Source organism: Kocuria rhizosphaericola (assembly GCF_044462205.1).
GTDB lineage: Bacteria > Actinomycetota > Actinomycetes > Actinomycetales > Micrococcaceae > Kocuria > Kocuria rhizosphaericola.
In genome coordinates, this window is record NZ_JBISWK010000113.1 from 1 (window position 1) to 26,033 (window position 26,033).

26 protein-coding genes and 2 pseudogenes are annotated in these 26,033 nt (G+C 71.8%); 13 read left to right on the forward strand and 15 right to left on the reverse strand.

From position 1 onward, the window contains the following. Positions 1-1,193, reverse strand: a 1,193-nt coding sequence (locus ACH9D2_RS11275; protein WP_396362917.1) for an MBL fold metallo-hydrolase, incomplete at its 3' end; no start/stop codon positions are given. A 538-nt stretch (positions 1,194-1,731) separates the two neighbouring features. After that, a complete protein-coding gene (locus tag ACH9D2_RS11280; RefSeq protein WP_396362918.1) occupies positions 1,732-2,625 on the reverse strand; it encodes a GmrSD restriction endonuclease domain-containing protein in 894 nt (297 codons plus the stop codon). Between the two features lie 91 nt (positions 2,626-2,716). Between ACH9D2_RS11280 and ACH9D2_RS11285 the strand changes: the two genes are divergently transcribed. Continuing rightward, the gene (locus ACH9D2_RS11285) at positions 2,717-3,418 is read left to right on the forward strand and encodes a Pr6Pr family membrane protein (protein WP_396362919.1); all 702 of its coding nucleotides are present in this window, start codon (positions 2,717-2,719) and stop codon (positions 3,416-3,418) included. Positions 3,419-3,486: 68 nt separating this feature from the next. Here ACH9D2_RS11285 and ACH9D2_RS11290 read toward each other — a convergent pair whose 3' ends face one another. Both ACH9D2_RS11290 and ACH9D2_RS11295 read right to left on the reverse strand, forming a co-directional pair. Continuing rightward, positions 3,487-5,745 carry an esterase-like activity of phytase family protein gene (locus ACH9D2_RS11290; protein ID WP_396362920.1) on the reverse strand — a complete coding sequence of 753 codons (2,259 nt, stop codon included), beginning with the start codon at positions 5,743-5,745 and terminating at the stop codon, positions 3,487-3,489. A gap of 157 nt (positions 5,746-5,902) precedes the next feature. Further along, a complete protein-coding gene (locus ACH9D2_RS11295) occupies positions 5,903-6,685 on the reverse strand; it encodes a M10 family metallopeptidase domain-containing protein (protein WP_396362921.1) in 783 nt (260 codons plus the stop codon). 222 nt (positions 6,686-6,907) lie between these two features. Between ACH9D2_RS11295 and ACH9D2_RS11300 the strand changes: the two are divergent. From ACH9D2_RS11300 to ACH9D2_RS11315, 4 genes and pseudogenes are all read left to right on the forward strand, one after another. Beyond that, positions 6,908-7,405 (forward strand): annotated as a pseudogene (locus ACH9D2_RS11300) (dienelactone hydrolase family protein); the annotation flags it as partial. A gap of 160 nt (positions 7,406-7,565) precedes the next feature. Then, positions 7,566-7,943: a hypothetical protein gene (locus tag ACH9D2_RS11305; RefSeq protein WP_396362952.1), complete on the forward strand. Its 378-nt coding sequence runs from the start codon at positions 7,566-7,568 to the stop codon at positions 7,941-7,943. A 77-nt stretch (positions 7,944-8,020) separates the two neighbouring features. Beyond that, positions 8,021-8,242: a VOC family protein gene (locus tag ACH9D2_RS11310; RefSeq protein WP_396362923.1), complete on the forward strand. Its 222-nt coding sequence runs from the start codon at positions 8,021-8,023 to the stop codon at positions 8,240-8,242. Then, positions 8,239-8,856, forward strand: a complete 618-nt coding sequence (locus ACH9D2_RS11315) for a maleylpyruvate isomerase family mycothiol-dependent enzyme (protein WP_396362924.1) — start codon at positions 8,239-8,241, stop codon at positions 8,854-8,856. Before ACH9D2_RS11310 ends, ACH9D2_RS11315 begins: the two co-directional genes overlap by 4 nt. A 26-nt stretch (positions 8,857-8,882) precedes the next feature. On the opposite strand, the gene ACH9D2_RS11320 is transcribed toward ACH9D2_RS11315, so the two are convergent. From ACH9D2_RS11320 to ACH9D2_RS11330, 3 genes are all read right to left on the reverse strand, one after another. After that, positions 8,883-10,220 (reverse strand): SLC5/6 family protein, encoded by a 1,338-nt coding sequence (locus ACH9D2_RS11320; protein WP_396362925.1) that lies wholly within the window; start codon positions 10,218-10,220, stop codon positions 8,883-8,885. A 190-nt stretch (positions 10,221-10,410) separates the two neighbouring features. Then, positions 10,411-10,575 carry a hypothetical protein gene (locus ACH9D2_RS11325; protein WP_396362926.1) on the reverse strand — a complete coding sequence of 55 codons (165 nt, stop codon included), beginning with the start codon at positions 10,573-10,575 and terminating at the stop codon, positions 10,411-10,413. 290 nt (positions 10,576-10,865) lie between these two features. After that, complete coding sequence (locus ACH9D2_RS11330; protein WP_396362927.1) at positions 10,866-11,702, reverse strand: hypothetical protein; 837 nt, start codon at positions 11,700-11,702, stop codon at positions 10,866-10,868. Positions 11,703-11,921: 219 nt separating this feature from the next. Here ACH9D2_RS11330 and ACH9D2_RS11335 point away from each other — a divergent pair, with 219 nt between their 5' ends. Then, positions 11,922-12,125, forward strand: coding sequence for a VOC family protein (locus ACH9D2_RS11335; protein ID WP_396362928.1), 204 nt, complete (start codon positions 11,922-11,924; stop codon positions 12,123-12,125). A 15-nt stretch (positions 12,126-12,140) separates the two neighbouring features. Here ACH9D2_RS11335 and ACH9D2_RS11340 read toward each other — a convergent pair whose 3' ends face one another. Beyond that, positions 12,141-12,734, reverse strand: coding sequence for a GNAT family N-acetyltransferase (locus ACH9D2_RS11340; RefSeq protein ID WP_396362929.1), 594 nt, complete (start codon positions 12,732-12,734; stop codon positions 12,141-12,143). A 178-nt stretch (positions 12,735-12,912) separates the two neighbouring features. On the opposite strand from ACH9D2_RS11340, the gene ACH9D2_RS11345 reads away from it, so the two are divergent. Continuing rightward, complete coding sequence (locus tag ACH9D2_RS11345) at positions 12,913-13,065, forward strand: hypothetical protein (RefSeq protein ID WP_396362930.1); 153 nt, start codon at positions 12,913-12,915, stop codon at positions 13,063-13,065. Positions 13,066-13,083: 18 nt separating this feature from the next. On the opposite strand, the gene ACH9D2_RS11350 is transcribed toward ACH9D2_RS11345, so the two are convergent. After that, on the reverse strand, positions 13,084-13,944 hold the full coding sequence (locus tag ACH9D2_RS11350; protein ID WP_396362931.1) for a phosphotransferase: 861 nt from the start codon (positions 13,942-13,944) through the stop codon (positions 13,084-13,086). 484 nt (positions 13,945-14,428) lie between these two features. Between ACH9D2_RS11350 and ACH9D2_RS11355 the strand changes: the two genes are divergently transcribed. Then, complete coding sequence (locus ACH9D2_RS11355; RefSeq protein WP_396362932.1) at positions 14,429-15,481, forward strand: FAD-dependent oxidoreductase; 1,053 nt, start codon at positions 14,429-14,431, stop codon at positions 15,479-15,481. A 12-nt stretch (positions 15,482-15,493) separates the two neighbouring features. Here the strand turns inward: ACH9D2_RS11355 and ACH9D2_RS11360 are convergent, their stop codons facing one another. After that, a complete protein-coding gene (locus ACH9D2_RS11360) occupies positions 15,494-16,138 on the reverse strand; it encodes an NAD(P)H-binding protein (protein ID WP_396362933.1) in 645 nt (214 codons plus the stop codon). A gap of 333 nt (positions 16,139-16,471) precedes the next feature. Between ACH9D2_RS11360 and ACH9D2_RS11365 the strand changes: the two genes are divergently transcribed. From ACH9D2_RS11365 to ACH9D2_RS11375, 3 genes are all read left to right on the forward strand, one after another. Further along, positions 16,472-16,933 (forward strand): hypothetical protein, encoded by a 462-nt coding sequence (locus tag ACH9D2_RS11365; protein ID WP_396362934.1) that lies wholly within the window; start codon positions 16,472-16,474, stop codon positions 16,931-16,933. A 171-nt stretch (positions 16,934-17,104) separates the two neighbouring features. Further along, positions 17,105-17,269 carry a hypothetical protein gene (locus tag ACH9D2_RS11370; protein ID WP_396362935.1) on the forward strand — a complete coding sequence of 55 codons (165 nt, stop codon included), beginning with the start codon at positions 17,105-17,107 and terminating at the stop codon, positions 17,267-17,269. Between the two features lie 902 nt (positions 17,270-18,171). Continuing rightward, a complete protein-coding gene (locus tag ACH9D2_RS11375; RefSeq protein ID WP_396362936.1) occupies positions 18,172-20,292 on the forward strand; it encodes a hypothetical protein in 2,121 nt (706 codons plus the stop codon). A gap of 374 nt (positions 20,293-20,666) precedes the next feature. On the opposite strand, the gene ACH9D2_RS11380 is transcribed toward ACH9D2_RS11375, so the two are convergent. Continuing rightward, a complete protein-coding gene (locus ACH9D2_RS11380) occupies positions 20,667-21,611 on the reverse strand; it encodes a helix-turn-helix domain-containing protein (protein ID WP_396362937.1) in 945 nt (314 codons plus the stop codon). A gap of 181 nt (positions 21,612-21,792) precedes the next feature. Here ACH9D2_RS11380 and ACH9D2_RS11385 point away from each other — a divergent pair, with 181 nt between their 5' ends. Next, on the forward strand, positions 21,793-22,725 hold the full coding sequence (locus tag ACH9D2_RS11385) for an AraC family transcriptional regulator (protein ID WP_396362938.1): 933 nt from the start codon (positions 21,793-21,795) through the stop codon (positions 22,723-22,725). A gap of 50 nt (positions 22,726-22,775) precedes the next feature. On the opposite strand, the pseudogene ACH9D2_RS11390 reads toward ACH9D2_RS11385, so the two are convergent. Together ACH9D2_RS11390 and ACH9D2_RS11395 are read right to left on the reverse strand one after the other, a co-directional pair. Next, a pseudogene (locus ACH9D2_RS11390) lies at positions 22,776-23,114 on the reverse strand (ester cyclase); the annotation flags it as partial. A 173-nt stretch (positions 23,115-23,287) separates the two neighbouring features. After that, a complete protein-coding gene (locus tag ACH9D2_RS11395; protein WP_396362939.1) occupies positions 23,288-23,791 on the reverse strand; it encodes an SRPBCC family protein in 504 nt (167 codons plus the stop codon). A 233-nt stretch (positions 23,792-24,024) separates the two neighbouring features. Between ACH9D2_RS11395 and ACH9D2_RS11400 the strand changes: the two genes are divergently transcribed. Then, positions 24,025-24,264: a hypothetical protein gene (locus tag ACH9D2_RS11400; protein ID WP_396362940.1), complete on the forward strand. Its 240-nt coding sequence runs from the start codon at positions 24,025-24,027 to the stop codon at positions 24,262-24,264. A 62-nt stretch (positions 24,265-24,326) separates the two neighbouring features. On the opposite strand, the gene ACH9D2_RS11405 is transcribed toward ACH9D2_RS11400, so the two are convergent. Both ACH9D2_RS11405 and ACH9D2_RS11410 read right to left on the reverse strand, forming a co-directional pair. Then, a complete protein-coding gene (locus tag ACH9D2_RS11405; RefSeq protein WP_396362941.1) occupies positions 24,327-24,728 on the reverse strand; it encodes a DUF1801 domain-containing protein in 402 nt (133 codons plus the stop codon). A 189-nt stretch (positions 24,729-24,917) separates the two neighbouring features. After that, positions 24,918-25,865, reverse strand: coding sequence for a helix-turn-helix domain-containing protein (locus tag ACH9D2_RS11410; RefSeq protein WP_396362942.1), 948 nt, complete (start codon positions 25,863-25,865; stop codon positions 24,918-24,920). Positions 25,866-26,033 lie beyond the last annotated feature (168 nt).

Below are 26,033 nucleotides of genomic sequence, written 5' to 3' on the forward strand. Positions count from 1 at the left end.
CCGGAGAAGTTCTCGCCGGCCTTCTCCCACTTCTCGACCGGCCAGTTGCCGGGCACGAGGTGATTGAGCACCAGGGTCTTCACCCCGGCGCGTTCGGCCACCCCTCCGACGTCCTCGATGGTGGTGTGCGCTCCGATCAGGTGCTGGTACTCGGCCTCGGAGTTCGCGTCGCGTGGGGCGGGGTGATGCTGGCCGACCCACTCCTCGGCGATCGCCTCGTGCACGAGGACGTCCGAGCCCCTCGCCAGCTCCACCAGGTTCTCACTCGGGCTGGTGTCCCCGGAGAAGGTCACGGAGCCGGTGTCGGTGTCGAAGCGGTAGGCGAAGGCCGGGAACACCGGGGCGTGCTGGACGAGGGTCGCGGTGACCTTGACCCGGTCGTCCTCGTAGACCTCGATCGGGCGCATCCGCGGGTGCGGATCCCCATTGGGGTCATCGGTCAGCTCGGTCGGCAGAGCGATGTCCCGGCCGACGAAGAACTCCCGGGGCGGGGGGTAGCCGGAGTCGATGATCCGGTCGTTGAAGTCCGTGGCGAAGGTCTTCATCATCGCCTCGATCGTCTCCCGGGTGCCCGGAGTCGGGTTGGCCGGATTGACCACCTGGTCTGCGGGGATCTGCTCGCCCTTGTAGTTGACCGGCAGGGCCCCGCGGTTGCCCGGGCCGAAGACCTGCAGCACCCGGTCGGGCACGGTCACGCCGTTCTGCAGGCCGGTGCCGAAGATGTTGTAGAGATCGGAGATGTGGTCCGAGTGCAGGTGGGTGAGGAACACGGCCTCGAGGGCGTCCAGGGGGCCGCGCATGTCCTTGTCCCAGGTGCCCAGCCTGGCTTTCTTGATCTGTTTGCCCACCCCGTCGCCGGCGTCGACGAGGTAGTACTTGTCCCCGGCCACGACCGCGGAGGCGACGCCTTCGCGGTGGGAGTCGTTCCACCAGGGCGGTCCGCCGCTGGTGCCCAGCAGCACGATCCGGTTCCGTGCGTCGGTGGTCAGCGGGTCCCGGCCCGCAGCGCGGCCGGGAGCGGTCGAGGTCGCCGAGGCTGTGGCGCTTCCGCCGGTGGAAGAGGCTGCGCTGCCCGGGGCGCAGGCGGTGACCGCCAACGGCGTCAGCCCGAGGGCGGAGGCCAGACCGAGGGCGCGGCGGCGGGAGATGCCTCCCGGCGAGTGAGCATGGTGATCGGACCCAGAAGCTGACATGGAGTTCCCCCGAGGACATGGCGTGCGTCATATGTGGAAACTTCAGTATGGAACATCACTCGAGGCCAGCGCCCTGTTTTGGGCGCAGAACGAAGACATGATCACCGTGTACTGATATCTGTTTCTTATGGACGCCTGCATCTCGAGCGTGGTGAGCGAGGTGTTTTCGGTGCCTCGCTGGCAGAGCCCCTCCTCGTTGCGAGAGCGCCGGCCGTGCCGAACGGAGGAGGAAGGTGCGAGCTGTTCCTGATGGGCCACCTGATGGGGCACCCAGGTCATGACTTCCCACCATCACAGCTGTCGGATTCATCGACGTGGCCTCCAACACCGGAAGCACGACACGCGAGGCGCATCAGAATGCAGTGATTCAGGTGTTGTTGCCTGTGGAAGGACGATCCGGCGTGGTGCGTGGTTCGTCCGTGTCATCGCGGCGTTACCAGGAGATGCAGGCAGACCTGAACGGGTCTCAGCCTTCGCGTCCGCTGTTCGGTGCCAGGCCGGCGAGCCCTTCGGGGCCCTCGCATCTCGGCACCTGCTGTCACTCGCAGGCCAGGCCCTCGGTCCCGCCCCGGTCCAGCGCCGGGCGGTAGCCGGGCTGGTCCGAGCGCAGGGGGGCCGCGCCGGCCGCGCGCACGGCGGCGCAGTCCGCGTAGTAGACCTCGTCCGTGGCCGAGGTTTCCGTGGCCGAGGTTTCCGTGGCCGAGGGCCCCATGGGGAAGGGTCCCGCGGCGGCGGCGTCTCCGGCGGGCGGGACGTCGCGGGGCAGGAACTGGTCCGGGCACCCGGCCAGCACCTCCGCCATGGCGTCCCGCTCGGGAGCCGTCACGAAGAGCTCGTAGCGGGCCTTGACCGCGATCTGGGTGGCCACGTACTCGCACCGGAAGGACTCGTCCGGCGGCAGCCACTCGGCGGCGTCGGAGGCGGACTTCTCCCCGTTGGTCGGCCCGTCCACGGCCCGCAGGTTCAGGGGGTCGTTGGCCAGGGCCGTGCGCTCGTCCGGGCCGAGCCGGTCGGCCCCCGAGATCCACGCGTTCTTCAGCGCCACCACGTGGTCGATCTGCACGTCGGAGGAGGTCAGCGGTCCGCGCTCGAACGCGATCGTCCGCCCCGTGTAGGGGTCCTCGAGAGTCCCGGAGAGGACCGTGCACCCGTCGTCGTCGACGACGTCACCGGTCAGGTCCCGGGCCAGGATGTCGTTGCGGGCGTCGCAGCCGTTGCCGTCGGGATCGGCCCATTCCCCGAACTGGGCGCGCCGGTCGTAGTCCTCGCCGGCGCCGGCGTCCTCGAACGGCAGAGCGGCGAGCGCTCGCGCGGCGGGGGAGGAGCCCTCCGGGGCCGGCGGGGTGCACCCGGCCAGGACACCCAGGGCGACCACGAGGGGGACGAGCGCCGCCCGCCGGGCACGGGCCTGCGGCGCTGCGGTCCTGCGCACGGTGTTCCCTCCGCTCCGGCCGGTGGTGTCGGGGGTCCTATTCTCGCAGGTCAGCAGGCAGGGTAGATTGCGGCACCGGAGGTGGGCGGACATGAGACGGTTCTTCGCCGTGGCCCGCGTGCTGATGGGCCTGGCCCTGGTCACGGCCGTGGCCGCGCAGCTGCGGGTCTCGCTGCGCTTCTGGAGCGATCGCGGGGACCAGGCCATCGCGGTCGACGTCGCCAACTTCTTCAGCTACTTCACGATGCAGACCGCTCTGTTCCACGCCGTGGTGTTCGCGCTCGGGGCGTGGTTCCTGCTCGCCCGGCAGGGCACCGAGCCGGGATGGCTCGGTGCACTGCGCGCCGCGGCGACGACGTACACGGTCACCACCGGGGTGGTCTACAACGCGCTGCTGCGCGGGCTCCCGCTGGAGCCGGGCCTGGAGCAGCCGTGGGCCGACGAGATCCTGCACACGGTCGTCCCGGTCTGGGCGCTGGTGGACTGGCTGCTCGCCCCGGGGCGGAGACCGGTCCGGTGGCGGGCGGTCGGGTGGATCGTGGTCTATCCGGTGCTGTGGGCGGTCTACACGCTGGTGCGTGCGCCGTTCGTGCTGGACGAGGGCACCGGCAACCCCTGGTGGTACCCGTACCCGTTCCTGGACCCGATGGCGTCGGCCGGCGGCTACGGGTCCGTGGCGGTCTGGATCGCGGTGCTCGCGGTGGCGGTCACGGCGACGGCCTCGGTCCTCGTCGGGGTCTCCCGGTGGCGAACAGGGTCTGCCGACGACGACGAGGGCGAGCGCAGCCGCTGACGGGACGGGCCGCCCAGGGGCCGCCCGGTCCGGCCGGGCGGCCCTGGGGCCCGTCCTCCGGGCTGTCGTCAGGACTGGTCTTCCACCGCCGCGACCGCGAGGTCCGGGTGGTCGGAGAAGAACCCGTCCATGCCCGCCTCGACGAAGGCCCTGATCTCACCGGCCAGATCGCCGTGCTCCCGGGGATCGGCGCTCGATCGGTGCTCGGCCGGCAGGAAGAAGTTCTCCGCCCGGAAGGTCCAGCCGTGGACCTCCAGGCCCGCGGCGTGGGCGTCGGCGATGACGGCCGTCGGCTCGCCGAGGGTGCCGTCGGCCTCCCGCGGGATCATGACGTCCTTGCAGGCGCCGAGGACGTCGGCGTAGGACGCGATCTCCTCCAGGCCCTCCGCCGTGGTGAGGTCCGCGTAGGTGCGCGGGTCGCCGGCGGCGGCGAGGTCGAACGGCGCGCCCGTGCAGTTGACCAGCTGGGCGAGGGGCACGTCGGTCATTCCGTCCAGCTCGCGCAGGTTGGCGGTCTCGAAGCTCTGCAGGACGACCGGGTCTCCCTCGTCGCCGTAGCCGTTGGCCTCGAGCACCTCGACCGCCTTCTCCTCCAGGGACAGGCCGATCGAGTCGAAGTACGTGGGGTGCTTGAGCTCGGGCGCGATCCCCATGGGTTCGCCGTCGCACGTGCGCGAGTGGCGGGCCAGGTCCACGACCTCCTCGAAGGTCGGCACCGGGTAGAGGCCGTCGAAGGCCGTGTTGCCCGGTCGCAGCTCCGGGATGCGCTCCTCCGCGCGCAGGGTGCGCAGCTCGGCCAGCGTGAAGTCCTCGGTGAACCAGCCGGTGACCTCGACGCCGTCGATCACCTTGGTGGTGCGCCGCTCGGCGAACTCCGGGCGGTCCTCGACGTCGGTGGTCCCGCCGATCTCGTTCTCGTGCCGGGCCACGAGCTCGCCGTCCCGGGTGGGGACGAGGTCGGGCTCGATGAAGTCGGCGCACTGCGTCATGGCCAGCTGGTAGGAGGCCAGCGTGTGCTCGGGCCGGTAGCCCGAGGCGCCGCGGTGACCGATCACCTCGGTGCCCGTCCCGGCCCCGGGCCGGAGGCGCTCGCGGTCCAGCACGATGAGCTCGGTGTCGTCCGGGGTGCCGAGGACGCGGGCGTCGTTGCCGGGATAGTTGTTGTCGTTGCCGATCAGCAGGCGGCCGTCGCGCAGCTGCAGGACCACCTCGACGGACTGCTGGGGGAAGGAGAACTGCTCGCCCACGCCGTAGCCGGCCGGGGAGGTGCCGGTGCCGATGCCGGCCGGGTTGTCGATGTCCAGCAGATCGGCGACCAGTGTCTTCTCGAGGTGTCCGGAGTCGTCCGTGCGGCGGAGGTCGACGGCGTAGACGCGCTTGGTGACCGCCGCGGCGCCGTCGAAGTCGTCGCGCTCGAGGACCAGCAGCCGGTTCTGACCCGTCAGGAACGCGTCGCCCACGAGGTTCGCGCTGGTGTCCGTCTCGTAGTCCCACGTGCGGCCGGTGTACTCCCGCTTCTTCGTGTCGAACTCGAGGACCAGCCGGCGGCGCGGGTCGTCGTCGTCGGCGAGGGCGCCCTCCAGGATCGGGTAGAGGTAGCGGCCGTTCTTCGATCCCGCCATGGCCTCGAAGCCCTTGCTGCTGCCCACGGCGGGCTGCGCCCCGTCCTCGAGGTACGGGCTCTGCGGGGACTCGAGCGTGCCCCCGCCGCCGGCGCGGACGTCGGCCAGCGGGACGGGCTCCTCGAGCACCACGCCCTCGGCGTCCACGTGCAGCAGGAAGGGGCCGAACTCCTCGCCGATCCAGAAGGTGCCGTCGGGTTGGCGGACCACGGACTCGACGTCGAAGTCGTTGCCGGTCAGCAGCCGCTCCTCGGTGTCCTCGTGCACCACGGGGAAGGGGATGCGGTGGTGCGGATCGCGCAGCGACACGAAGTCCTGGACCTCGATGTCCCCGGCCCCGCCCTCGGCGGTCTCCCACTGCGGGGCGATGCGGTAGAGCCGCAGCAGGAAGTCGGCGGAGTTCTCCTGATTGCCGAAGCCGTTGTCCGGCATGGCCCAGAAGGTGCCGTCGCCGTTGTCGACCACGGCGGAGAAGCCGGGGATCACCTGGCCGTCGAAGGGACCGGTGCGGCCGTTGGCGGGCGTGGCCGCCGCGCCGGACGGCGGGCCCTCGGCGAGGTGGTCGGCGGAGAGGGTGGCGCGCTGCTCGAGCACGGGCGCGGTGGCGGGCCCTCGGCCCGGATCGCCGTTGTGGGCGACAGCCCCCGGCGTGGAGGTGAAGAGGACGGCCGCGGCCAGCGCGGCGGCTGCTGGGACTCTGCGCATGCGCCGAGCGTAGGACCGGCGCGTGGCCGGGCGGTGGCGTCCGGGGAACATGACGGCGAACGACACCGCGCCGGACGTTCACCGATCGCGCTGTGACCTGCGGTTCCGGGCGGGTCCACGGGGTGGCGAGCGGTCCGCCGGGGCTGCGCGGGCCGGGTCACAGCTGCGGCACGCACTCCCCGGCGCCCAGCTTCGCCAGGCCGGCCCGGTCCCCGGCCGAGAGCGCCGTCGCCCCGCCTCCCGGGTGCATGAGGTGCGCGGGGTCGTCGACGTGGGCGAGGCCCACCACGTGCGCCAGCTCGTGGGCGATGGTCGCGCGGACGTGGGCGGCTCCGTCGGGGTGCTGCAGGACCTCCGCCAGATCGGGGGCGTCGAGGGCGATCTGACCCGTGACGTAGACGAACGGGCGCCCGGGCGCCTGCCGGGCCGTGCTGCCACCCAGGCCCACCACGTTGCCGGCCAGGTCCGGCACCTCGGTGGAGTCGGACCACGTGATGAGCACGGGGGCCCACTGCCGGCCGTACCGGTCCGGCTGATAGGGCGCACGCTGCTCCCCGGGCGCCTCCGTCGTCGTCCCGTCGGGGACGAAGCGCAGGCCGGTGGCCGCGGAGATCTCGGCGACCGCCTCGTCGATGAGCCGCTGCCCGCCCGGCGGGGCACCGTCCGGGCGCACGACGTAGTGCACGGGTCGGCACGGGTCGTAGGCGACCATCGGCTGCCCGGGGTCCGGGGAGTCCAGAAAGCGGTAGCCGCCCGCGTCCGCGGCCGCCGGGGGCGTGCCGAGCGGCGCCGGGGCCGCCTCGACGCCGGGCGGGGGCGCCGACGCGTTCGGGAGGTAGGGGCGGATGACCGGCAGCGCGTGGTCCTGGAGGAGCCCGGGCGTGAACCAGAGCATGAGCAGCACCACCACGCCCACGGCCGGTGTCGCCCGCCACGCCATGCTGCGCCTCCGGGGCGACGTTCCCCGATGCGGCGCGGTACCACCGGACTGGTGCATGCTTCCTGGCTTCTGTGCTCGATCGGGCGGTCGTGCAGACCGTACTGAAGTGTACGAAAGCAAACACGGAGGAGCACCCTCCACGCGCCCTGTGACGGGACCTCACCTGTCCACAGTCCTGCCCACACTGGTCCGACGCAGCCCCGGCCGTGGAGGAGCACCGCCGTGGAGACCACCCCGCACCAGAACGTCACCTTCCCCTCGACCGGGGGACAGGCCCACGGCTACCTGGCGCTGCCGGCCGCCGGCCGGGGTCCCGGCGTGCTCGTCATCCAGGAGTGGTGGGGGCTGACCGACCACATCCGGGACGTGGCCGACCGGCTCGCCGCCGAGGGCTTCGTGGCCCTGGCCCCCGACCAGGGCGAGCGGATCGGCGCCGCGGTGCCGTTCTACGGAGTCGGCCAGGGCGTGCCGGACGCGTACCACGGGGTGCGCGCGGCGGTGCAGGGCCACTACGGCCGGGAGGACACCTCGTACCCGGTGGAGAAGGCGGAGGCCCTGGAGGAGCAGATCCGCCGCGAGTCCTCCGCGCCGGTGGTGGAGTTCCACTACTACGACGCCCCGCACGCCTTCCACAACGACCGGAACCGGCCGAACCACCGGCCCGAGGCCGCGGCCGTGGCGTGGGAGCGCGCGGTCGCGTTCCTGAAGGAGCACGTGCGTCAGCCGACGACGACGGCGGTCGCCGCCGGTTCCCGGTCCCGACACGACCTCGGACGGCAGGGTGCCGGGCGCCGGTGTGAGAGCGTCGAGGGCAGCAGATGCCGGGACCGACGATGCGGAGGGCAGCCCGATGAGGACGCCGTGGACGTTCACGATGGCGATGACGGCCGTTGCGCTCGGCCTCACGGGCTGCGCCCAGGAGCCGGCCGACCTCTACTCCGGGGAGCAGGGCGAGGCCGACGTGCTGCCGGATTCGATCGACGCCGGCGCCCGGGGGTGGGACGCGGACAGTTCTCGCCTGCTGGCCACCCACGACGGCACCGAGTTCTACGTCGTCGCCGGCGCGGAGGGCGACTGCCTGATCACCTACGCCCCGGACGCGCCCGAGAACTGGATCGCCGGCTGCACGCCGGGCGGACGCGTGGGCACCAGCGGGCAGCTGGGGATCGAGGCGGACTTCGCACCGGCCGGTCTGCCCGGTGAGGCGCCCGAGGGGTGGGTGCGGCTCACCCCGGAGCTGCAGATCACGGAGCGCTGATCCGGCCGCCGGCGTCCTCGACCGGAACCGACGCCCGGACGTTCCCAGGACGTGCCCGCCCCGGTAGCGTTCGAGGCATGGCCCTGGACCTGTGCGCAGGCATCTCCGCCGGCGACTACGAGCGCGCCCTGGCGATCTTCGTCGGCGACGCCGACGAGCTGGAGTCCTGGGTCGCCCGGATCGCGGACCGGGGACTCGAGACCGCCGAGTGGGAGGACTGCCCGGCCGGGATGCGGGAGGCGCTGTTCCGGGATCCGGAGGGCAGCGAGATCCGGTTCGGCGGAGCGCCGGCAGGATGACCGGGGTCTGGCCCGTGGTCCACGCCGAGCGTCAGGCGCTCGTCCGGGACCTGGAGGACCTGGCGGCGCGGCAGTGGGCCACTCCCTCGCTGTGCCCGGGCTGGGACGTGCACGACGTCCTGGCCCATCTCGTCGACGACGCCAGGACGACGCGCCTGGGCTTCCTCCGCCGCCTCGCGGCCGCCGGCTTCGACTTCGACCGCTGCAACGCCCGGGGAGTCGCGCGGGAGCGCCGCGCGGATCCGCGGGACACGCTGGCCGCGTTCCGTGCGGTGAGCGGCCGCACGACGAGCGCGCCGGCGCCGCCGGCCACCCGGCTGGTGGAGGCCTTCGTGCACGGGGAGGACATCCGCCGCCCGCTCTCCCTCATCCGCGCGTATCCGACCGGGCCGGTCGTCGAAGCGCTCCGTCACCAGCTGAAGACCAGCGGAAAGCTCGGCGGCGGCAGGGAGCGGGCGGCGGCGTTGCGCCTCGTGGCCACCGACGCCGAGCTCGAGGCCGGGACCGGGCCGGAGGTGCGCGGCGGCGTCCTCGCGCTGCTGCTGGCGGTCTCCGGGCGCCCGATCGGTCCCGAGGAACTCACCGGCCCCGGAGCCGCCGCGCTCGTGGGCTGAGCACCGACGTCACCGGGGCCGGGGGCTCACCGCACGAGGGCGAAGAGGATGCCGCTGATGGCCACGAGCCCCGCGACCGTCACGAACACGTTCGACAGCTGCCCGCGGTAGGGCGCCAGGGCGGGGATCCGGCGCACGGCGTACATCGGCATGAGGTAGAGGATCACGGCGATGACGGGACCGGCCAGGGACTCGATCAGCGCCAGGATGCTCGGGTTGAGCACCGCGGCCGCCCACGTGGTGAGGAAGATGAACACCGCGATCGCGCGGCGCAGCGTCCGCTCCTGCGGCGGCCGGGCCCGCGCGGGCAGCATGCTGCGCACGATGCCCGCCGCGCCCTCGGCGGCGCCGAGGTAGTGGCCGAAGAACGAGGAGACGATGGCCACGATGGCCACGATCGGGCCGAGGTAGCCGATCAGGGGGTTGCCGTGCACGTTGGCCAGGTGGGAGAGCACCGGGAGATTGGCCTCACGGGCCTCCTGCAGCCCGCTCGTGCCCAGGGACAGGACGCAGGACCAGACGAACGCCATGGTGAACAGCACCAGCAGGACCGTGGTGCGGCGGAGCACCCGGGACGCGGCCTCGGGCGCGCGCGCCCCGTGCTCGCGCTGCATGGCCAGGGAGAACTGGGAGATGGCCGGCGAGTGGTTGAACGCGAACACCATCACCGGGATGATCAGCCAGACCGACAGCGTGAGTTCGCCGGCGGACGGCACCGCGGCGAGGTCGCCCACCTGCCAGGTGGGCACGAGGTAGACCGTCACGCCCAGCAGGGCGAGGATCAGCGGGTAGACGAGCCACCGGGTCACGGCGAGCATGAGGCGCTGACCGGCGACCATGACCAGCATCATCAGGGCGATCAGTGCCCCGGAGAGCAGCACGCGGGGCACCTGGGGCAGCCCCAGCTGGTTGACCATCAGGCTGTCGACCGTGTTGGTGATGCCCACCCCGTAGATCAGGACGATGGGGTAGATCGCGAGGAAGTACAGCACGGTGATGACCCGTCCGGCGCCCTCCCCGAAGTAGTCGCGGGCCACGACCGTGATGTCCTCGCCCTGCTTCGGCGAGGCGCACACGAAGCGTGCGAGGGCCCGGTGGGAGAGGTAGGTCATCGGCCCGATGAGGACCGTGACGACGAGCAGGGGCCACAGGCCGCCGGCGCCCGCGTTGATCGGCAGGAAGAGGATGCCCGCGCCGATGGCGGTGCCGAACAGGCCGAGCATCCAGCCGGTGTCGACCGCGGACGGCCGCCTCCGGGGAGCGGGGCCCGCGGTGGGGCGGTCCTGGGCAGGGGGCGTGGTCGTCGGGGAGAGGGCGGGTTCTGCATCGGCGGAGATCGTCCGCGGGGCAGGGGAGCGCGACATGGTGGTCCTCGCTGGGTGCGCAGTGTGGGGTGGACCACAGGGACGATACCAGCCGGACGGAGGCCCTCCGGGCCGCCGGTGTCCGCGCGCATCGCGACACGGCCGCCGTTCCGCGCGCGGAACGGCGGCCGTGCTGACGGTGAGCCGGCTCGGACCGAGTGACGTGCCGGTGGGCTGCTCCGCCGGGAGATCAGTGCTGCCGCAGGGGGCGTCCCACGAGCCCGGTGGAGACCGCGAAGTACGCGGCGGCCGCGAACAGCAGCGTGGCCCACCCGTAGGCCTGGGACCCCAGGGCCAGGACGGCGCCGTTGGCGACGAACAGCATGACGGCCGCGGCCGTCAGCCACTGCGCCACCTGATTTCCGCGAACTTCTCGAACCCCTGCCACTGTCATTCCCTTCGTCGTCTCCCACCCGTCTGCGGCCGCAGCCGGATGAGCCCAAGTTAGGTGCCGTCCGGGGCATATGTCTGGGTACTTAAGTCCAGACCTCACGGCGGCCGCGCGAACATCGGGCCTGGTCAGGGGCGGGAAGCGAACATGACGAAAGATGGCGTCGCCGGCACCCGGCCGGAGGGGCCGGAACAGGAAGGGGCGGGGACGTGGTGTCCACGTCCCCGCCCCGATCCCGAGGTGTGTGCTCCCGCCTACGGTGCCGCGGGGACCGCTCCGGCGTCGGCGCCGGTCACGCCCTGCTCGGCGGCCGCGCCCGGCTGGCCGGTGTCGGTCCCGCCGCTGTCCAGCTGCTGGCTGCCCGTGTCCGGGAGCTCCTCGCCGGACGTGGTGCCGTCCCCGGTCACCGCCCCGCTCGTGGGGGCGGCTTCGTCCGGCGCGACCGCACCGGGGGCCGGGGTGGCCTCGGCGGCCGGGTCGGCGCCGTCCGCGGGGGCGACCTCGCCGGTGCCCGCGGCCGGGTCCTCGGCCGGTGCGGGGGTGGGAGCGCTGCGCACGGCCACGGACTCGCTGCCGGTCACGGAGCGCTGGATCGTGCCCGTGCCGCCGGACAGTTCGGTGCCGGTGAGCGCCTGGACGCCGAAGATCGCGGTGACCGCCAGGCCGAGGATGGCGCCGGTGCTGATCAGGATGGGCTTCAGGCGGGGGCGCAGAGCGCCCCAGCGGCCGCTCTCGGCCACGGCCGTGCTGCCCTCCGACTCGGAGGCGTCCAGGCCCGGGCGCGCGAGCACGCGCTGGGCCACGGTGGTCTTCACCTTCTTCAGGCCGCGGCGGCTCTTCTCGAGCGAGGTGGAGTAGACGACCACCGCGATGCCCGAGACGATGCTGGTCAGGGCGGCGCCGAGGACGGTGCCGACCACGCTGAGGTGGCCACCGAGCACGGACATGGTCGCGGCGGTGGCGGCACCGGCGAGCAGCCCGGGGATGTTCAGGGCCGGGCTCTTCTTCTCGGCCTGCTCGTCGGCCTGCGCTGCGGCCTGGGGATGGTCGTCGGGCGCGGGGGCCTCGGTGCGTGGTCGTTCCAGAGTCATGCTGCCTGCTTCGCTTGCGGGGAAGGGGGTGCTGATCCCCGCGACGTTGCTCGGGCCAGCCTTCCCCATTATCCGGACTGACCTGGGAAAGCACAGCCCAAGTGGGAACTCTCACATCCTGCGTCCTTCACGACACGACGTGAGCGGGCCGTCATGATGGATGCGTGAGGCCGACCGGCCTCACGCATCCATGGTGACGAGCCGGCACGGGAGGAACTCATGATCACGAACGTGGCGTCGGCGGTGCTGTACGTGGGGGACCAGGAAGAGGCCCTGGCGTTCTACCGGGACACCTTGGGTTTCGACGTCGTGGCAGATGCCGACATGGGGGAGGGCGCACGGTGGATCGGGGTGAGCCCTCGCCGCCTCGTCCTCTCTCCGGCACGCACCCCGGCCGGCCCCCGTCCCGTTCCCGCGTCCTGACCGCGCGCCCACCGCTCAGCGCAGCGGCAGCCGCATCAGGACGCGCGGGAACCCGTTGAGCCTCGAGGTGGTGTCGGCGGCCCAGCTGAAACCGGCGCGGTCGAACATGGCGCGGGTGCCGACGTAGGCCATCGTGGTGTCGACCTTCCGACCCTCGTTGTCCACCGGGTAGCCCTCGATGGCCGGTGCGCCGTGGCCGCGGGCGTGCTCGACGGCGCCCTCGAGCAGGGCCTGGGCCACGCCCCGGCCCCGGTGGCCGCCGCGCACCCGGAAGCACCACACGGACCAGACCGGGAGGTCGTCGACGTGCGGGATCGTTCTCCCGTGGGTGAAGGCGTGCAGCTCGGCCCGCGGGGCGACACCGCACCAGCCGACCACCGTCCCGGCGTCGTCGTAGGCGAGGACGCCCGGCGGGATCGGCCGGGCGCAGAGCTCCCGGGCCGTGCGAGCCCGTTGCCGGGCGTCCAGCGCGCGGTTCTCCTTGGACGGGAGCCGGTAGGTGAGGCACCAGCAGACCGACGAGTCGGGGTTGCGGGGCCCCAGGATGGTGGCGACGTCGTCGAACCTCTCGCTCGTCGCCGGTCGGATCGTGAACGGGGTGGAGGTCATGGTCGTTCCTCGGTACTGGGCGGCGTGGTGCCGGCCGTGCTCCCCACCCTAGGGAGAGCCCGCCGCGCGGACCACCCACCGGCGGCTCAGGAGGTGTTCGTGACCCGGTGCGCCCGAGCGCGTGGGGGTCGTAGCGTGGTGGGTGCATCGGACTGCTCGAGACGGAGGAGCACCCGTCATGACGATCGTCGTCACCACGCCCACGGGCCACGTCGGCTCCCGGGGGCAGCGCGGCTTCACGCCGGAGAATCCGCGGGAGCTCAGCACCACGACACCCATTCCGCCGGGTGCCTGGGCCCATGCCGTGCTCCGCTCCGCGCTCGCCGCCTGAGTCGGCCCGGGGCCCGGTTCACCGGGAGCGCCGGACGCGGTCGAAGGTCTCCCGGGCGGTCTCCCAGGAGGTCTTGCCGACGTCGAAGTGGTCGGTGAGCATGTACACCCCGATCCAGCACTGGTAGGTCCAGGCGCGGTCGAGGAGCCCGGGGTCCGCGGGCCCCGTGTAGCGCTCGTGCACCGCGCGCACGAAGGCCTCGCCGTACTCGTGCAGCTCCGCGAAGTCGACGGCCGGGTCGCCGAGGCACATGTCGCTGAAGTCGATCACGCCCAGCCGGGCCCCGGCGTCGTCCCAGAGCAGGTGCCGGCTGTAGACGTCGTTGTGGACGACCACCGCGGGAAGGTCCGCGGTGAGGAGCGCGTCGACGTCGGCGAGGATCCGCTCCACCTCGCCGAGCTCCTCCGGGGCCAGCACGGCAGGCAGGTGCGTGCCGGCCGCGCGGCGGACGTCGCGCTGGTCCTCGGCCAGGTAAGAGGGCGGCACGAGCTCCAGCGGCGTGCCGGGAACCGGCGCGGTGTGCAGGGCCGAGAGGAAGCCGGCCAGCTGGTCCACGACCGCCTCGCGCGCCCGCCCGTCCAGGGTGGCCAGGACTCCGGGGGTGAGGGTGCGGCCCGGCAGCAGGGGGTACCCGGCGAACGAGCCGTCGGGCGCCACCCGGTCGTAGCGCGGGATCCGCACGGGCACCCGCGCGGCGAGATGGTCCAGGACCGCGATCTCCCGGCCGAGCGCCTGCGTGTAGGGCGGCTCCTGCGGGAAGCGGAACACCAGGGCGTCGTCCAGGACGACGACGACGTGGTCCCAGCCCTCCGTGATCCGCTGCGCCCTCGACCACGTCAGGTCCGGGAAGGCCGCGGCGATCCGCTCCAGCTCGTCCATTGCCGTCCTCCGTTCCCCGCGACCAGGGGCGATCCGCCCGGTCTCGTGGGCGAACCCCACCAGCTGCGACCGGTCGCGGGCGCCGAGCTCGGCCTGCATCCGGCGGTCGGCAGGCGTACGGGGCGGGCTGCCACGGTGCTGGGCATGTTGCCAGGGTAGTCAGTCCGTCCGCGACCGTCGTGAGTCCCGGGGCGCCATTCGGGGCCGCCTGCTGGCCTGGCCGGCCGGGTCCTCGTGATCTGCCGGATCGATCCTCATGCGGATGCTCCCCGAAGCCGGCCGATGTCCGGCGAGAGGCGCCGGCCGCAACGGCCGTCCTCCTCGGGGGACAGGCGGGAACCCCCGTCCCCGGACAGTACCGGCCCGAGCGTGGACACTGGGTGGAGGTGTCCACGGCAGGCCGCGGACACCCTCGACAGGCCCCAGACGGTCTCCCGGCCCGGTCACGCGTCCCGGCCGGGGACCCCCGACCACAGGAGGCGCCGTGCACGGGTCAGCGGTCATCATCGGGGCCGGCATCGCCGGCCTGGCCACCGCCCGCGGTCTGCTCGGTGCGGGCTGGGACGTCCACGTGCTCGAGCGCTCGCCGGGCCTGCCCCGCACCGGCACGGCCCTGGGCATGTGGCCCGAGGCGATGCGGGCCCTGGACCGGCTGGCGGTGGGCGAGCAGGTCCGCGCCGACTCCGTCGAGCAGCGGGGCGCGCGGCTCCTCCGGCCGGACGGCACCGAGATCGCCCACCTGGGCCCCGAGCGCACGGGCCGGCTGGTGCCGCGGCCCGCGCTCCTGGCGGCGCTGGCCGAGGGGCTTCCCCCGGACGTCATCGCGTGGAACGCCCCGGTCGCCGACCACGGCGTCCTGCCCGCAGCCGACCTCGTCGTGGCCGCCGACGGCGTCCACAGCCCCACTCGGGCCACGCTCTTCGGCGTCGCCCCGCGGCCGCTGGGCACCGTCGCCCCGCGGCCGCTGGGCACCGTCGCCCTCCGCGGCACCGTCCCGGGCCCGGCGGACGGGACCACGGAGACCTGGGGGCCGGCACGGCTCTTCGGCATCACCCCGCACGACGCCGAGCGCACCAACTGGTTCGCGAGCGTCCGCGCCGACGTGCTCGACTCGGCGGGATCCGGGCGCACCGACCCGCAACTCCTCCGCCGGCTCTACGGCGACTGGCACCCGGCCGTGCGGCGTGTCCTCGACGCCCTCGGGGACACCCCGATCGACCGGCGCACCCTCCTCGACGTGCCCCCGCTGCCGTCCTACGTCAGCGGACGGACCGTGCTCCTCGGCGACGCCGCCCACGGCATGGCGCCGAATCTCGGCCGGGGCGCCTGCGAGGCCCTGATCGACGCCACGGCGCTCGTCTCCGCGCTGACGGCGGCCCCCGACATGCCCGGCGCCCTGCGCCGGTACGACGCCGCACGCCGCCGGCCGACCATCCGCACGGTGCGCCTGGCCCGCCTGGCGAACGGCGTGAGCACAGCACGGCACCTGCTGCCCGTGCGCAACGTCGTCGTGGCCGCGGCGGCACGCTGGAGCTAGCTCGGGCGGGCCTCAGTTGCTGACGGCCGGGGCGTCGCGGATGTAGGCGGTCTCCAGGATCTGGGTGGCGGTGAACCGGGCGATGTCGGCGGCCGTGGCCGAGGACCCCACTGCACCGGGGCCGAAGAACCCCACGTACTTCAGTCCCCGGGCACTGCCACCGGTGACGTGCATGAACCGCACGATCGTCCAGTCCAGCTCGGAGCCGGCGACCACCTGCAGCATCCCCGCCATCTGCCGGTAGGCGTGCGGATCGAGGTGGCGGGCCAGGAAGCGGTGGACCTTGATGCGGGTGGTGGGCTTCTCCTTGGGGCACAGGCTGACCACCGGGGTGCCGTGGCCGATGTAGCGGCGGATCCCGTGGCGGTGCATGCCGGCCACGATGTGACCGGTGCCCTCGACCAGGCTCAGCCGGCGAGAACGGGGCCGCGGGCGCGGATCCAAGGTGTTGATCACCGCTTCAGACCCTCTGAGCGCAGTGTCCACCGCCGCGGGGTCGGTGATCTGCCCGATCACCAGCTCCACGTCCTGGCCCCAGCCGGCCGGCACCTTCGAGGGGCCGGGAACGAGGGCGATGACCTCATAGCCGCGGAACAGCAGATCCTCGACGAGTTCCTGACCGATGGGACTGACAGCCCCGAACACGGTGACCTTCATCTGTCCCCCACGGATGCAGTTGCACGGACGTGTTTCCCGAACAGTAGATCAACGAGTTTTCGGATGAAATGCCATGGAGCGCGTGTGACGTCCCCGGACGGGACGGTGCCGGCCGCCGCCCTGCAGGGCGGTGCCGGGCTCCCGGAGCACCCCCGGGGCGGTCCCGCTAGGGGCGGGACCGGATCGGCGCCACGTCCTCGCCGGCACCGAAGGCGATCCGGTGCGTAGACCCTTTTGGGGACAGGGCGGGCAGATTGTGACTCCCGAGTAGCCAGTACGCTTATGACATTGCATCAACCAAGCTTCTCCCCTCCCCCAGGAATCGAGACGACGATGAGCACCCCCGAGATCCTGCAGGCCGTCAAGGACCTGGTGCAGACCCCGCCCCCCACCGGGGTGCGGGTGGACCGGTTCGAGATCGTCGACGAGGTCGCCGAACTCTCCCTGTCCTTCCAGGCCGAGGTGCTCGAGAGCGTCCTGGCCTCCGAGGTGGCCTCCACCGGCGGGCCCGCCGACTGGGACGACCCCCGTGCGCCGATGGACGAAGGGTCCGCGACCTGGGCCTACGCCGGGGGGATCGCTGCGTTGTTGCACCACGGCTACTTCAACCAGACGATCCTCGCCCAGCACGAGGCCGCCCTGGATCAGATCCTCACCGAGCACGGCCACGCCGGAACACCGGTGACCGCCACCGCCACCTACACCGCGGCCGAGCTCATGCCCCACTACCGCAAGCTCAAGGCCGAACACCTCGAGCACCTGAGCGTCCCCGAGGCTGAGAAGCCTCGCCGGTAGACGCCGGCCGTCGACGCCGGGTGGGCGCCACCGCTGCTCAGGAGGCGACCCGGACATCGACGTCCCCTCTCGAGTGAGCTGGTGATCCGGATGCGATCGTCTGCAGCATCCGCCGCATGCACCCCCGGTAGCCGCACTGGTGGACCTGGGCACCCCCATACCCCGTGGGGCTTGGTGATCTTCACCGTGGTGGCCGCCCTTGCGCAGATGGAATTGGCGATCAAGCCGGAACGGATCGCCGGCTTGGTGGTCGAGCGCCGGGCAACCGGCAAGAGTATTCGGCAGTCGCCGCCCGACCTTCCACCCGCTCGTAGATTCGTACTGCGGTACAGCTGATCGTGGCTGGCGAGCCAGGCACCCAGGTCACCCGAGACCTGGCATGTCGCGGGCAGCCCTGTATCGGCGTACTTGGGAGCTCCTGCAACCGACACTCTGAGGACGAACGGTCTGTGGTATTGGCGGCTGCCAAGAAAGCAATAAATCGATGGGTTGGTTCGAGCTGCCATTGCGCCGAGAGGGCTTCAGGGTGCTGTCTGCCCGAAGCGGGCCATTGATCTGGTCTTGATGCGGGAGGTGGGGCCGGATCTTTTGTAGCCGCCTGCGGGTCATATCCACGGACCGGAGGGGACTTGCCGGTTTCTTGAAAATCATTCAAACCATATGGATTCTCTGGCGAGGTGCCCAGCAAAATGAAGCACTCGGGACCGAATGTGAAAATGCGTTGATGGTTGCTGCAGGTCTGTGTTCATCTCTGGGGATCATTCATGCCATATCTGAACATTCGGTGCGGCATTCCCGTTCGAGCAGGGAGCCGGGGCTCCAGGGGTGGAAAGGTGTCAATGGGCCGCGGCAGCCCAGGGGGACGCCGGTCTGACGCCCACAGGAACCGTCGTAGAGAGGACCGGCAGTACCTGGGGAGAAGTGCGCCGGTGTCTGGATGGCTGACCGTCCTCGTCGACGCCCGCCGCGCTCGTGCCCCTTGGTCTGCACCCGACTTGCCCTTTTGGACAGCGCGTCCGGCCGTCTCTCGGTAAGAGCAGCGGGCATAGCGTGGGTACTCCGCGAAGGAGACAGCTATGTCACGCGAGTTCGGCCATCTCCAGATGCCCCGACCGGATGGACGCTGCGAGGCATCACGCCCTCGCACGCCCACCCCGCACCGGACCAGCGCGGCTCCGGCCGCTCCTCCGACCTGCGCGGACGTGCTTGCCATGCAGCGCACGGCCGGGAACGGGGCCGTGACGGCTTTGCTCGGGCGGGTTCCGGCCGCGCCACCCGGCGTCGCCCGGCCGGCGATACCCACCACCCGCACCAGCGCCGACTCGACCCGGCCGGCACCGCTTCAGCGCGACGAGCTGAGGTACCCGTTCACCAGAGGCGTCCCCACCGGAGGAACCGCGGGGACCGGACTCCTGCCCTTCCCGCGTGTGGCCCCCGACCGGCTCGACTTCACCGACCGGATCTTCGCCAAGGACTCGCTGCCCACCGTCTGCCCGCGGTGTCACCGTGATCAACCGACCTTCCCGATGCCGCCGCGCTACCAGGACCGGGAAGCGACCGAGGAGCGACTCGTCGCCTGGGGAACCGACGCGAAGAAAATGCTCCACAACAACTGGCTGGTTCGGCGCCTCCAGCTCGACCCCGCCGGCCTCGGTCCCGTGGTCGAGGACTACGGCGCCGGCTTGGTCAAGCGCATCACGTCCTCGCACGAGTTCACCGGGTCCGAGACCGCACGCAACAACGGCGCGGCCACCATCCGTCGTCGCTGGCCGGACATCCGCGCTGTCGTCCACGGCGACGCCGCCACGTATTTTGGCGAGGAGCTGACGACGGCGGTCGCACTCACGCCCCAGGCGGCCTCGCCCGTGCTCAATCCGGTGGTGCTGCGTCTTGTGCTCGAGCTTCCGCTCACCGCAGGTGTGGACCTCGGCCGCCACGGCGCGACCGCCAAGCCGGGGCAGCGGGTGGACAACTTCGTCATCGTCAATGGCGGTACCTACAACGTCTGGTTCACCCTCATCGGCCGTCCCGCGTGGATCTACACGATCAGCCCGACCGAATACATCAAACGCTACGACCCGTTCACCGGCGCCGTGGCCAGCCAGGTCTACGACAACACCAAATGGATCCGCCACGCCATGCCCCTGATCCTCAAGGTGGGTGCGTTCGGGCTCGGGTTCTCCGGCAGCATCGTCCTGGTCCTGGCCGGCATCGCCCTCGACGAGCTCGCGACCGAGATGGAGGCGGACGCCGAGGGCCGGCCGGGCCGTTCCCCGATGGAAATCCTCGGCTCGGCGGGAACACAGCTGCTCATCGACCGCCTGTTCCACGGCCTGTTCGGCGGCGGGCGGGCGGGAGCATCGGCCGCGGGTGCCGGCAAGGCCGCCGCCAAGGCGGAGCGGATCGCCGAGCGCGCGGTTCCCCTGGTGCGCAAGGAGCTTGCGACCGCTGAGCGCCCGCTGGTGAAGGAAGCACTGGACCGGGGAGCCGCACGGCAGGTGACCGACCCGGCGCTCAAGGCACAGGGCTACACCGTGGAGGTGGCGATCGACAGCGCCGGATCCGCGCACGTCTTCCGGCTCAAGGGCGACGGCACCTGGTGCCGGTTCAGCGACCGCATCTGCGGGCTCGACCTGGGCTCCGAGGTCGCTGCCGCCGTGAAATCCCCGAAGTCCTTCACGCAGGCGAAGCTGGAGGACACGCGGGCGCTGCTGACCGAGATCGGCAAGGAGGCGGAATTCCTGCAGCGCGCCTACGAGCGGATGCGCAAGGTCGGGAAGGTGGACCTCTCGCTCCTGAGCGCGCAGGAACGGCAGCTGCTGGACCAGCTCGCCCCCTCCGGAAGCGCCGCCGACCTCTCCTTGCGCGAGCTGCGCGACCTCCCCCGCAGCCTCGGGCTGAAAAAGGACATTTCCGTCGCCCTGGACCAGGAGGCCAAGCTCGTCCAGCAGCTCTATCGCGAGGGTCGCCCGCTCTACGAGATCATGCGGGCCGCCTCGCCCAGCTACGCCTCCCGAACCCGGGTGCTGGCCGACGCAGGCGGCCGAGACGCCGCGACCGGCCTGCGTCCGCGCAGCGGCGCCCTGCACGTGGACCATGTCGTGCCGCTCAACGAGGTGGTCCGGATGCCCGGCTTCGACAAGCTCCGCCCGGAGCGTCAGCTGGAGATCGTCAACGACGTGAAGAACCTGCGGGCGATCGATGCCCTCGCCAACTCCTCCCGTGGCGACCGATCGTGGCAGGACTGGGCGAACGCGATCCTCCACTACGACGCCGCCGCCATCGCTCGGATGCGCGCGCTCGAGCAGGAGGTGCGCAACTACATCGCCGGGCGCATTCTTGTGCTCGGGCGTCCCTGACACCTTCGTACGAGGACTCCTGGTGGGTGGTGTGAGGTCTCCCCGACGCTACGCCACCCCACGTTGAGGACGTCCACCCACCGTGGGATCGTGCATCCGATGCAGGAAATCTACGCAGGTCAGCCCCGTCGCATCTGCTCAGTATTCGCCCGTCGTCGACAAATGGGCTCAGCTCCGGCGCAGGTGGTTCCGTCTACAGCCCGGACAGCACAAACAGAGCCTCCTTACCCGTCCTGGAGGCATCTCTGTCCTGTCGGCGTGGGAGAGATGGGTGCTGGGCCTGATCTTGGGCTCGGTCGGCTCCGCGCTGGTGGCCCACGCCAGGCTTTCCGGGTTGATCGTGCGCCACCACGGCTTGCCCGTACCGGTTGGGGTCACCGCTCGAGAGTCCACCGCGGGGGGACCCCGTAGGCGGCGCGGTAGGCGGCCGCGAAGCGCCCCGGGTGGGCGAAGCCCCATCGGGTGGCGATCTTGCGCACGGTGTCCCCTGCGGTGGGGTCGGCCCCCAGCAGGTCGGCGTGGGCAGCGGCCAGTCGGGTCCGGCGCAGATACTGCACTGGGGCCAGCCCCGCGGGGTGGTGGGCCCGGAAGGCCCGCACCAGGGCTTCGGTGGTGGCGTCGGCCGCCCGGGCGGCGTCCTCCACGGTGATGGGCAGGGAGGCGAAGTCGTCGAAGAAGGCCACCGCGATCCGGTACCGGCGGGCCTGGGCCTCCATGGACAGGGTGCGCTCGTGCCGGTCGCCGGCCAGCGGGAAGCACTCGAGCATGGCCACGGCCAGGTGCCGGGTGAGATCGGCGCGCACCAGCGGCTCGGCGAAGGCCCCGGAGTCCACGGTGTCGCGGGCCATCCCGGTCAGATCGGTCCAGTACTGTCCCAGTCGCTCGGTGACCGGGCGGGAGGAGGTGAAGGCCACCGGCGTGTGGACGCCGTAGACGGTGTCGGCGACCTCCTGCACCAGCCCGCGGGTGAGGTTGATGTTGGTGACCTCCAGGGCTCCACCGACGATCAGGGCGGGGTGGCCGGGGCGGAAAAGCACCGGGGACCCCACTCCGCTGCCGGCTTCATCGCGGGTCCGCCAGTCGTAGCGGGACGCGCGCACGTCGGCCACGCCGAAGACCTCCGTGTCACCCCAGGAGGAGAACGGCCCGTTCAGGCCCAGCCGCACCACGGTCAGGCGTGCGTCGCCGTCGAAGCACTGCCGGTAGGAGAGCCCCGGGCTGGTCGGGTCGATGGAGAACCGGACGCCGATCTGGTGGAACAGTGCAACGACGGCCTCCGGTTCCGTGACCGTCGCCTCGTGGTGGAACGGTACGCTCATCGGCGTTCTCCCGATCGATGTGCTCGGGAGCGCCTGGCACCCGGACAGCTTCCCCCACGGAGCATGCCGTCCAGTCTACGGTCCGGTGAACGATGTGGCCATGGTCCTGTGACCTTTCCTCCGGACCACGCCTGGTGGAGGGTAACCTCGAACCATGGGTTCACCGGGGGGATGGTCAGTCGTGACCACCCAGGATCCGGAAGAGGGTCGCGCGGCGCTCGAGCGGGCCTACCGCCGCCTGCGCCTGCCGCAACCGGACGCGACCAGCTTCGAGATGTCGCTGGCCACGGCCGCGCTCGGGCCGCTGTCCGCCCAGCGGGTGCGGCTGACCGGCTGGGACAGCGGCGGAGCCAACGACAGCACGGGCCTCCTGCGTATCGGGCACCTCGCCCACGGCCGATTCCTCCTCCGTACCGACCTCGCCGAGATCACCGGGGGTCCTGCCTTCCTCTTTCCCGCCGGTCCCTATGCGGCCCGGTGGGAGAGCCTGGGACTGAAAACCCTGACCGTGGAAGCCGCGGTCGTGGAGAACTATGCCCGGGCAGTGACCGGCCGCGCCGACTTCCGCCTGAGGTTCACCGGACATCACCCGCGCACCGATGCTCACACGAAATACTGGCAGGCCACGGCAGGACAGGTCGTTCAGCACGTGCTGACCGACACCGTCGCAGCGGCCAGTCCGCTGCTCCTGGACCAGGGTGTGCGCAGCCTGACCACCGCGGTGCTGCAGACCTTCCCCAGCACCTTCCTCGACTCCAGTTCCGACCCGGGCCCTCCGGAACGGGCCCACCCGGCAGCCCTGCGCCGGGCGGTCGCGTTCATCGACGCGCACCTGGCCGAACCCATCGGCCTGCCCGAGATCGCCGCTGCGGCCCAGATGAGCCCGAGAGGCCTGCACGCAGCCTTCCGCCGCCACCTGGACACCACGCCACTGGGATACCTGCGCACGGCCCGGATCGACGCCGCCCACCGCGACCTGTTGGCCGCCGATCCCACCTCCGGCACCACCGTGGCTTCAGTGGCCACCCGGTGGGGCTTCGGCCGTCCCGGCCCCTTCCTGGCTGCCTACCGCGCCCAGTACGGGAAAGCGCCCGCCGAGACCCTGCGCCGCTGATCCGTCCTGAGGCCGAACCGGCACCCACCGAGCACCCTCGAAGGTCAGCGCTACGACCACGACAAGAACCGGGCGAGGCAGTGCGCACCTCCGAGCCTTGGAGGGAGCGCACGCTCGGCCGGTCGGCATGGACGGTTCACGGACAGGTCCGTACGAGGTTTCCCGGGACGCTCCGACGTCCCCCGCTCCATGGCCACGATGGAGACCTGCCTTCCGGTGCCCGGCAGACCGAGGAACGCTCCGTCGTGCGTGCCGGTCCACAGCAACCGGGCGGCGACTCCGTCGCCTTGCACCACGGTGTCCTGGACGTCGCCGGTCATGTCGGGAGAAGCCGAATGCATGCTGTGCATCCACACCAGGAAATCTGTCCTGCCCGGGGCTGGTCCGGCACTGGGTTGTGATCGACGAGATCGGCGGCGATCAGTGCGTTGAGTGCCTCGGCATCATCGCCGCTGACCGCGTCGATGCTCCTCCTGTGCACCTGGCGCAGGTCTGGCCCGTTGAGCATGGCGGTTCCTTCCTGGCCGCAGAACCCAGCGGGCACGCACGACGGGCGCGTCCGTCACGGTGCCGGGGCCGACGACGCGGCGTCGGCCTCGGCGACGCGCTTGAGCCGCTGCAGGCTCTCGTGGAGGCCCTCGCGCATCGTGGTCATCCGGTCCGGGTCCCGGCCCAGGGTGCCGATGATGAACCAGCCGATGCGGCGGACGGGGCGGGCGACCTCGTAGGACTCCGTCACCCGGGTGCCGGTGCCCTCGGGCTCGAAGCGGTAGCGCCACACGAGGGTCCCGCAGCACGCCTCGGTGCGGGCGAAGGCGAACTCGCGGCCGGGCTCGGCGGCCATGACGATCGGTTTGTTGTGCCAGGAGAACCGGGGATGAGCCTCCACCCGGTTGCGGGCTCGGAAGCGCGCGCCGACACGGGGTCCGCCGTCGTCGAGCCAGACGACCTCGTCGACCTCGGGACTGTACTCGGGGGTGCGGGTGACGTCGGCGACGAGGTCGTAGACCGTCTGCGGTGTCGCCTCGACGTGGACGGATTCCTCGGCACGGCCCAGGGTCTGCATGGTGTTCCTCCGCGGTGCGGGCCCGGGCACCACCGGTGCAAGACGGGCCGGGTGCCTCCACGGTAGAGCTCCGGTTCGCCCGCCCGTACGGGCGAGGCCGGATCGTCGCCGGCCCGTGACTCATGTCGTCTCCGTGTCGGAGCCCCGCGTGCCGGGACGGCCGGCGCCGTCCGCGCAAGAGGGGACGTCCACCCGGCCGACTTCACTCAAGAAACCGCTTTTGACATGGGACGATGTCGATCATCACCCCCGTCCTGGATCAGGAGCACCCCATGGAGTACATCCCCGAGTTCCGCCCTCTGCACATGCTCGCCATCCTGGTCGGGATGGTGCTGGGCATCAGGCGCGGGTCCTCGTCCAGGCAGTCGGTCGCCGGATGGGCTCTGGCCGCCGGCTCCGCCACCGCCTACGTGGCTCTTGTCGTCAGGGACCGGCGCCGCAACGTCCGGTGGAGGCTGGAGCACAACTCCTGACGGGCGGTCCGGGCCGGCCCGGAGCGTGCCCGGAGCCGTGGCGTGACCCGACCGGGACTCGGTCAGTCCGAGGCGCCGTCGCCGAGCTCGGCGTAGGACGCGGCGACGATCTCCTCGAGGACGTCCAGGTCCACCGCGTCGAGGTCCTTGAGATAGATGCAGCCCACCCCGGTGGTGTGCGGGCCCAGCCGCGCCAGGTTCTCCTGGTGGGCGTCGACGCCGTCGTACACGTAGATCGTCGTCGCCGCCTTGCGTGCGGAGAAACCGGCCGCGGGGGCGTCTCCCTCGTGCCCGCTCGCGTACTTGTAGTGGTACTGGCCGAAGCCGACGACGGTGCCCCACATCTCGGCCGGCTGCCCGGTGATGCGGGTGAACAGCGGCACGAGGCGTTCGGCGTCGGCCCGCCGCCTCTTCGGCGTGACCCCGGCGAGGTACTCCTCGACCGGCTGTCCTGTCTTCTCCACGATGAGCTCCTCGGGGTCGCTGGGACGACGATTGTCTCAGGGACCAGGGTCCCCGGCTCGTCCGACACGGTCGTCCGCCGCGGCGGCGCGCAGCAGGGCATGGGCCGGCACCTGGCACTGTCGCCCCGTGGGCTTGACCTGGCCGCCACGAGTGCTGCTGCTCCGGTCCCCGTTGGGCCGGGTGCAGGGTCAGCGGTGCAGGGTGGTGCTGGGCGGCACGCCGTAGGCGGCGCGGTAGCGGGACGCGAAGTGCCCGGGGTGGGCGAAGCCCCACCGGGTGGCGATGCCGGCCACGGTGTCCCCGGTGGCGGGGTCGGCGTTGAGGAGCTCGGTGTGGGCCCCGGCCAGCCGAGCCTGGGACAGGTACTCGGTGGGGCTGAGCTGGTGCGGGTGGTTGGCGCGGAAGGCCTGGGTCAAGGTGGGTGTGGGGATGCTCGCCGCCCGGGCGGCGTCGTCGACGGTGATCGGCTGGTGGGCGTGGTCGTCGATGAACTGTTTGGCGATGCGGTAGCGGCGGGTCTGGGCGGCCATGGACAGTGCCCGCAGCTCCTGGTCCCCGGCCAGGGGGAAGCACTCGAGCAGGGCCACGGCCAGGTGCCGGGTGAGACCGGCGCGCACCAGAGGCGCGTCGAAGGCCCCGGAGTCCGCGATCTCCTGGGCCAGCCGGGCCAGGGAGGACCAGTACTGGCCCAGCCGGGGGGTGACCGGGTGGGCGGAGACGAAAGCCACCGGAGTGTTCTCGGCGCCGTAGACCGTCTCGGCGACGCCTTGCACCAGGTCCGCGGTGAGGTAGACGTTGGCGGCCTGCAGGGAGTCCACCACGAACAGGGTCGGACTGGACGGGGTGATCAGCACCGGGGCGCCGATCCCGGTGCCGGACTCGGTGCGGGTGGACCAGTCGCAGCGGCCGGCGGTGCGCTGGATGACGCTGAACATCTGGGTGTCCCCCCAGGAGGAGTAGGACCCTTCCACTTCCACCCGCGCCAGGGCCACATCCTCGTCCCCGGCCCTCTCTTCCCGGTAGGACAGGCCGCGATCGGAGGGCTGGAAGGAGAAGCGCGCCCCGATGGTGTCGAACAACAACCTCACGGCATCCGGATCGGCGGCCGCGAGCTCGAGATGGAAGGCCTCGCTCATCGGATTCCCCCTGTCCCGGGTCCAGCGCCGAGGGCGGTGGAGGTCAGCCGGGTGTCCCGGCGGGAGGGGAGCGCGTGGAGGGTCATGTCAGGACCGTCGTCATCGAGGTGCAGCAGGCTGAAGGTCGTGCTGGGTCCCATGATCCTCCCCGGCTCCAGCGACCAGCAA

Coding starts and splice junctions, on each gene's coding strand:
- ACH9D2_RS11335 (WP_396362928.1), top strand. CDS start 11,922: ATGATCACGAACGTGGCGTCGGCGGTGCTGTACGTGGGGGACCAGGAA.
- ACH9D2_RS11330 (WP_396362927.1), bottom strand. CDS start 11,702: ATGACTCTGGAACGACCACGCACCGAGGCCCCCGCGCCCGACGACCAT.
- ACH9D2_RS11320 (WP_396362925.1), bottom strand. CDS start 10,220: ATGTCGCGCTCCCCTGCCCCGCGGACGATCTCCGCCGATGCAGAACCC.
- ACH9D2_RS11350 (WP_396362931.1), bottom strand. CDS start 13,944: ATGGACGAGCTGGAGCGGATCGCCGCGGCCTTCCCGGACCTGACGTGG.
- ACH9D2_RS11285 (WP_396362919.1), top strand. CDS start 2,717: ATGAGACGGTTCTTCGCCGTGGCCCGCGTGCTGATGGGCCTGGCCCTG.
- ACH9D2_RS11290 (WP_396362920.1), bottom strand. CDS start 5,745: ATGCGCAGAGTCCCAGCAGCCGCCGCGCTGGCCGCGGCCGTCCTCTTC.
- ACH9D2_RS11295 (WP_396362921.1), bottom strand. CDS start 6,685: ATGGCGTGGCGGGCGACACCGGCCGTGGGCGTGGTGGTGCTGCTCATG.
- ACH9D2_RS11345 (WP_396362930.1), top strand. CDS start 12,913: ATGACGATCGTCGTCACCACGCCCACGGGCCACGTCGGCTCCCGGGGG.
- ACH9D2_RS11380 (WP_396362937.1), bottom strand. CDS start 21,611: ATGAGCGTACCGTTCCACCACGAGGCGACGGTCACGGAACCGGAGGCC.
- ACH9D2_RS11305 (WP_396362952.1), top strand. CDS start 7,566: ATGACGGCCGTTGCGCTCGGCCTCACGGGCTGCGCCCAGGAGCCGGCC.
- ACH9D2_RS11315 (WP_396362924.1), top strand. CDS start 8,239: ATGACCGGGGTCTGGCCCGTGGTCCACGCCGAGCGTCAGGCGCTCGTC.
- ACH9D2_RS11410 (WP_396362942.1), bottom strand. CDS start 25,865: ATGAGCGAGGCCTTCCATCTCGAGCTCGCGGCCGCCGATCCGGATGCC.
- ACH9D2_RS11310 (WP_396362923.1), top strand. CDS start 8,021: ATGGCCCTGGACCTGTGCGCAGGCATCTCCGCCGGCGACTACGAGCGC.
- ACH9D2_RS11360 (WP_396362933.1), bottom strand. CDS start 16,138: ATGAAGGTCACCGTGTTCGGGGCTGTCAGTCCCATCGGTCAGGAACTC.
- ACH9D2_RS11395 (WP_396362939.1), bottom strand. CDS start 23,791: ATGCAGACCCTGGGCCGTGCCGAGGAATCCGTCCACGTCGAGGCGACA.
- ACH9D2_RS11340 (WP_396362929.1), bottom strand. CDS start 12,734: ATGACCTCCACCCCGTTCACGATCCGACCGGCGACGAGCGAGAGGTTC.
- ACH9D2_RS11400 (WP_396362940.1), top strand. CDS start 24,025: ATGTCGATCATCACCCCCGTCCTGGATCAGGAGCACCCCATGGAGTAC.
- ACH9D2_RS11365 (WP_396362934.1), top strand. CDS start 16,472: ATGAGCACCCCCGAGATCCTGCAGGCCGTCAAGGACCTGGTGCAGACC.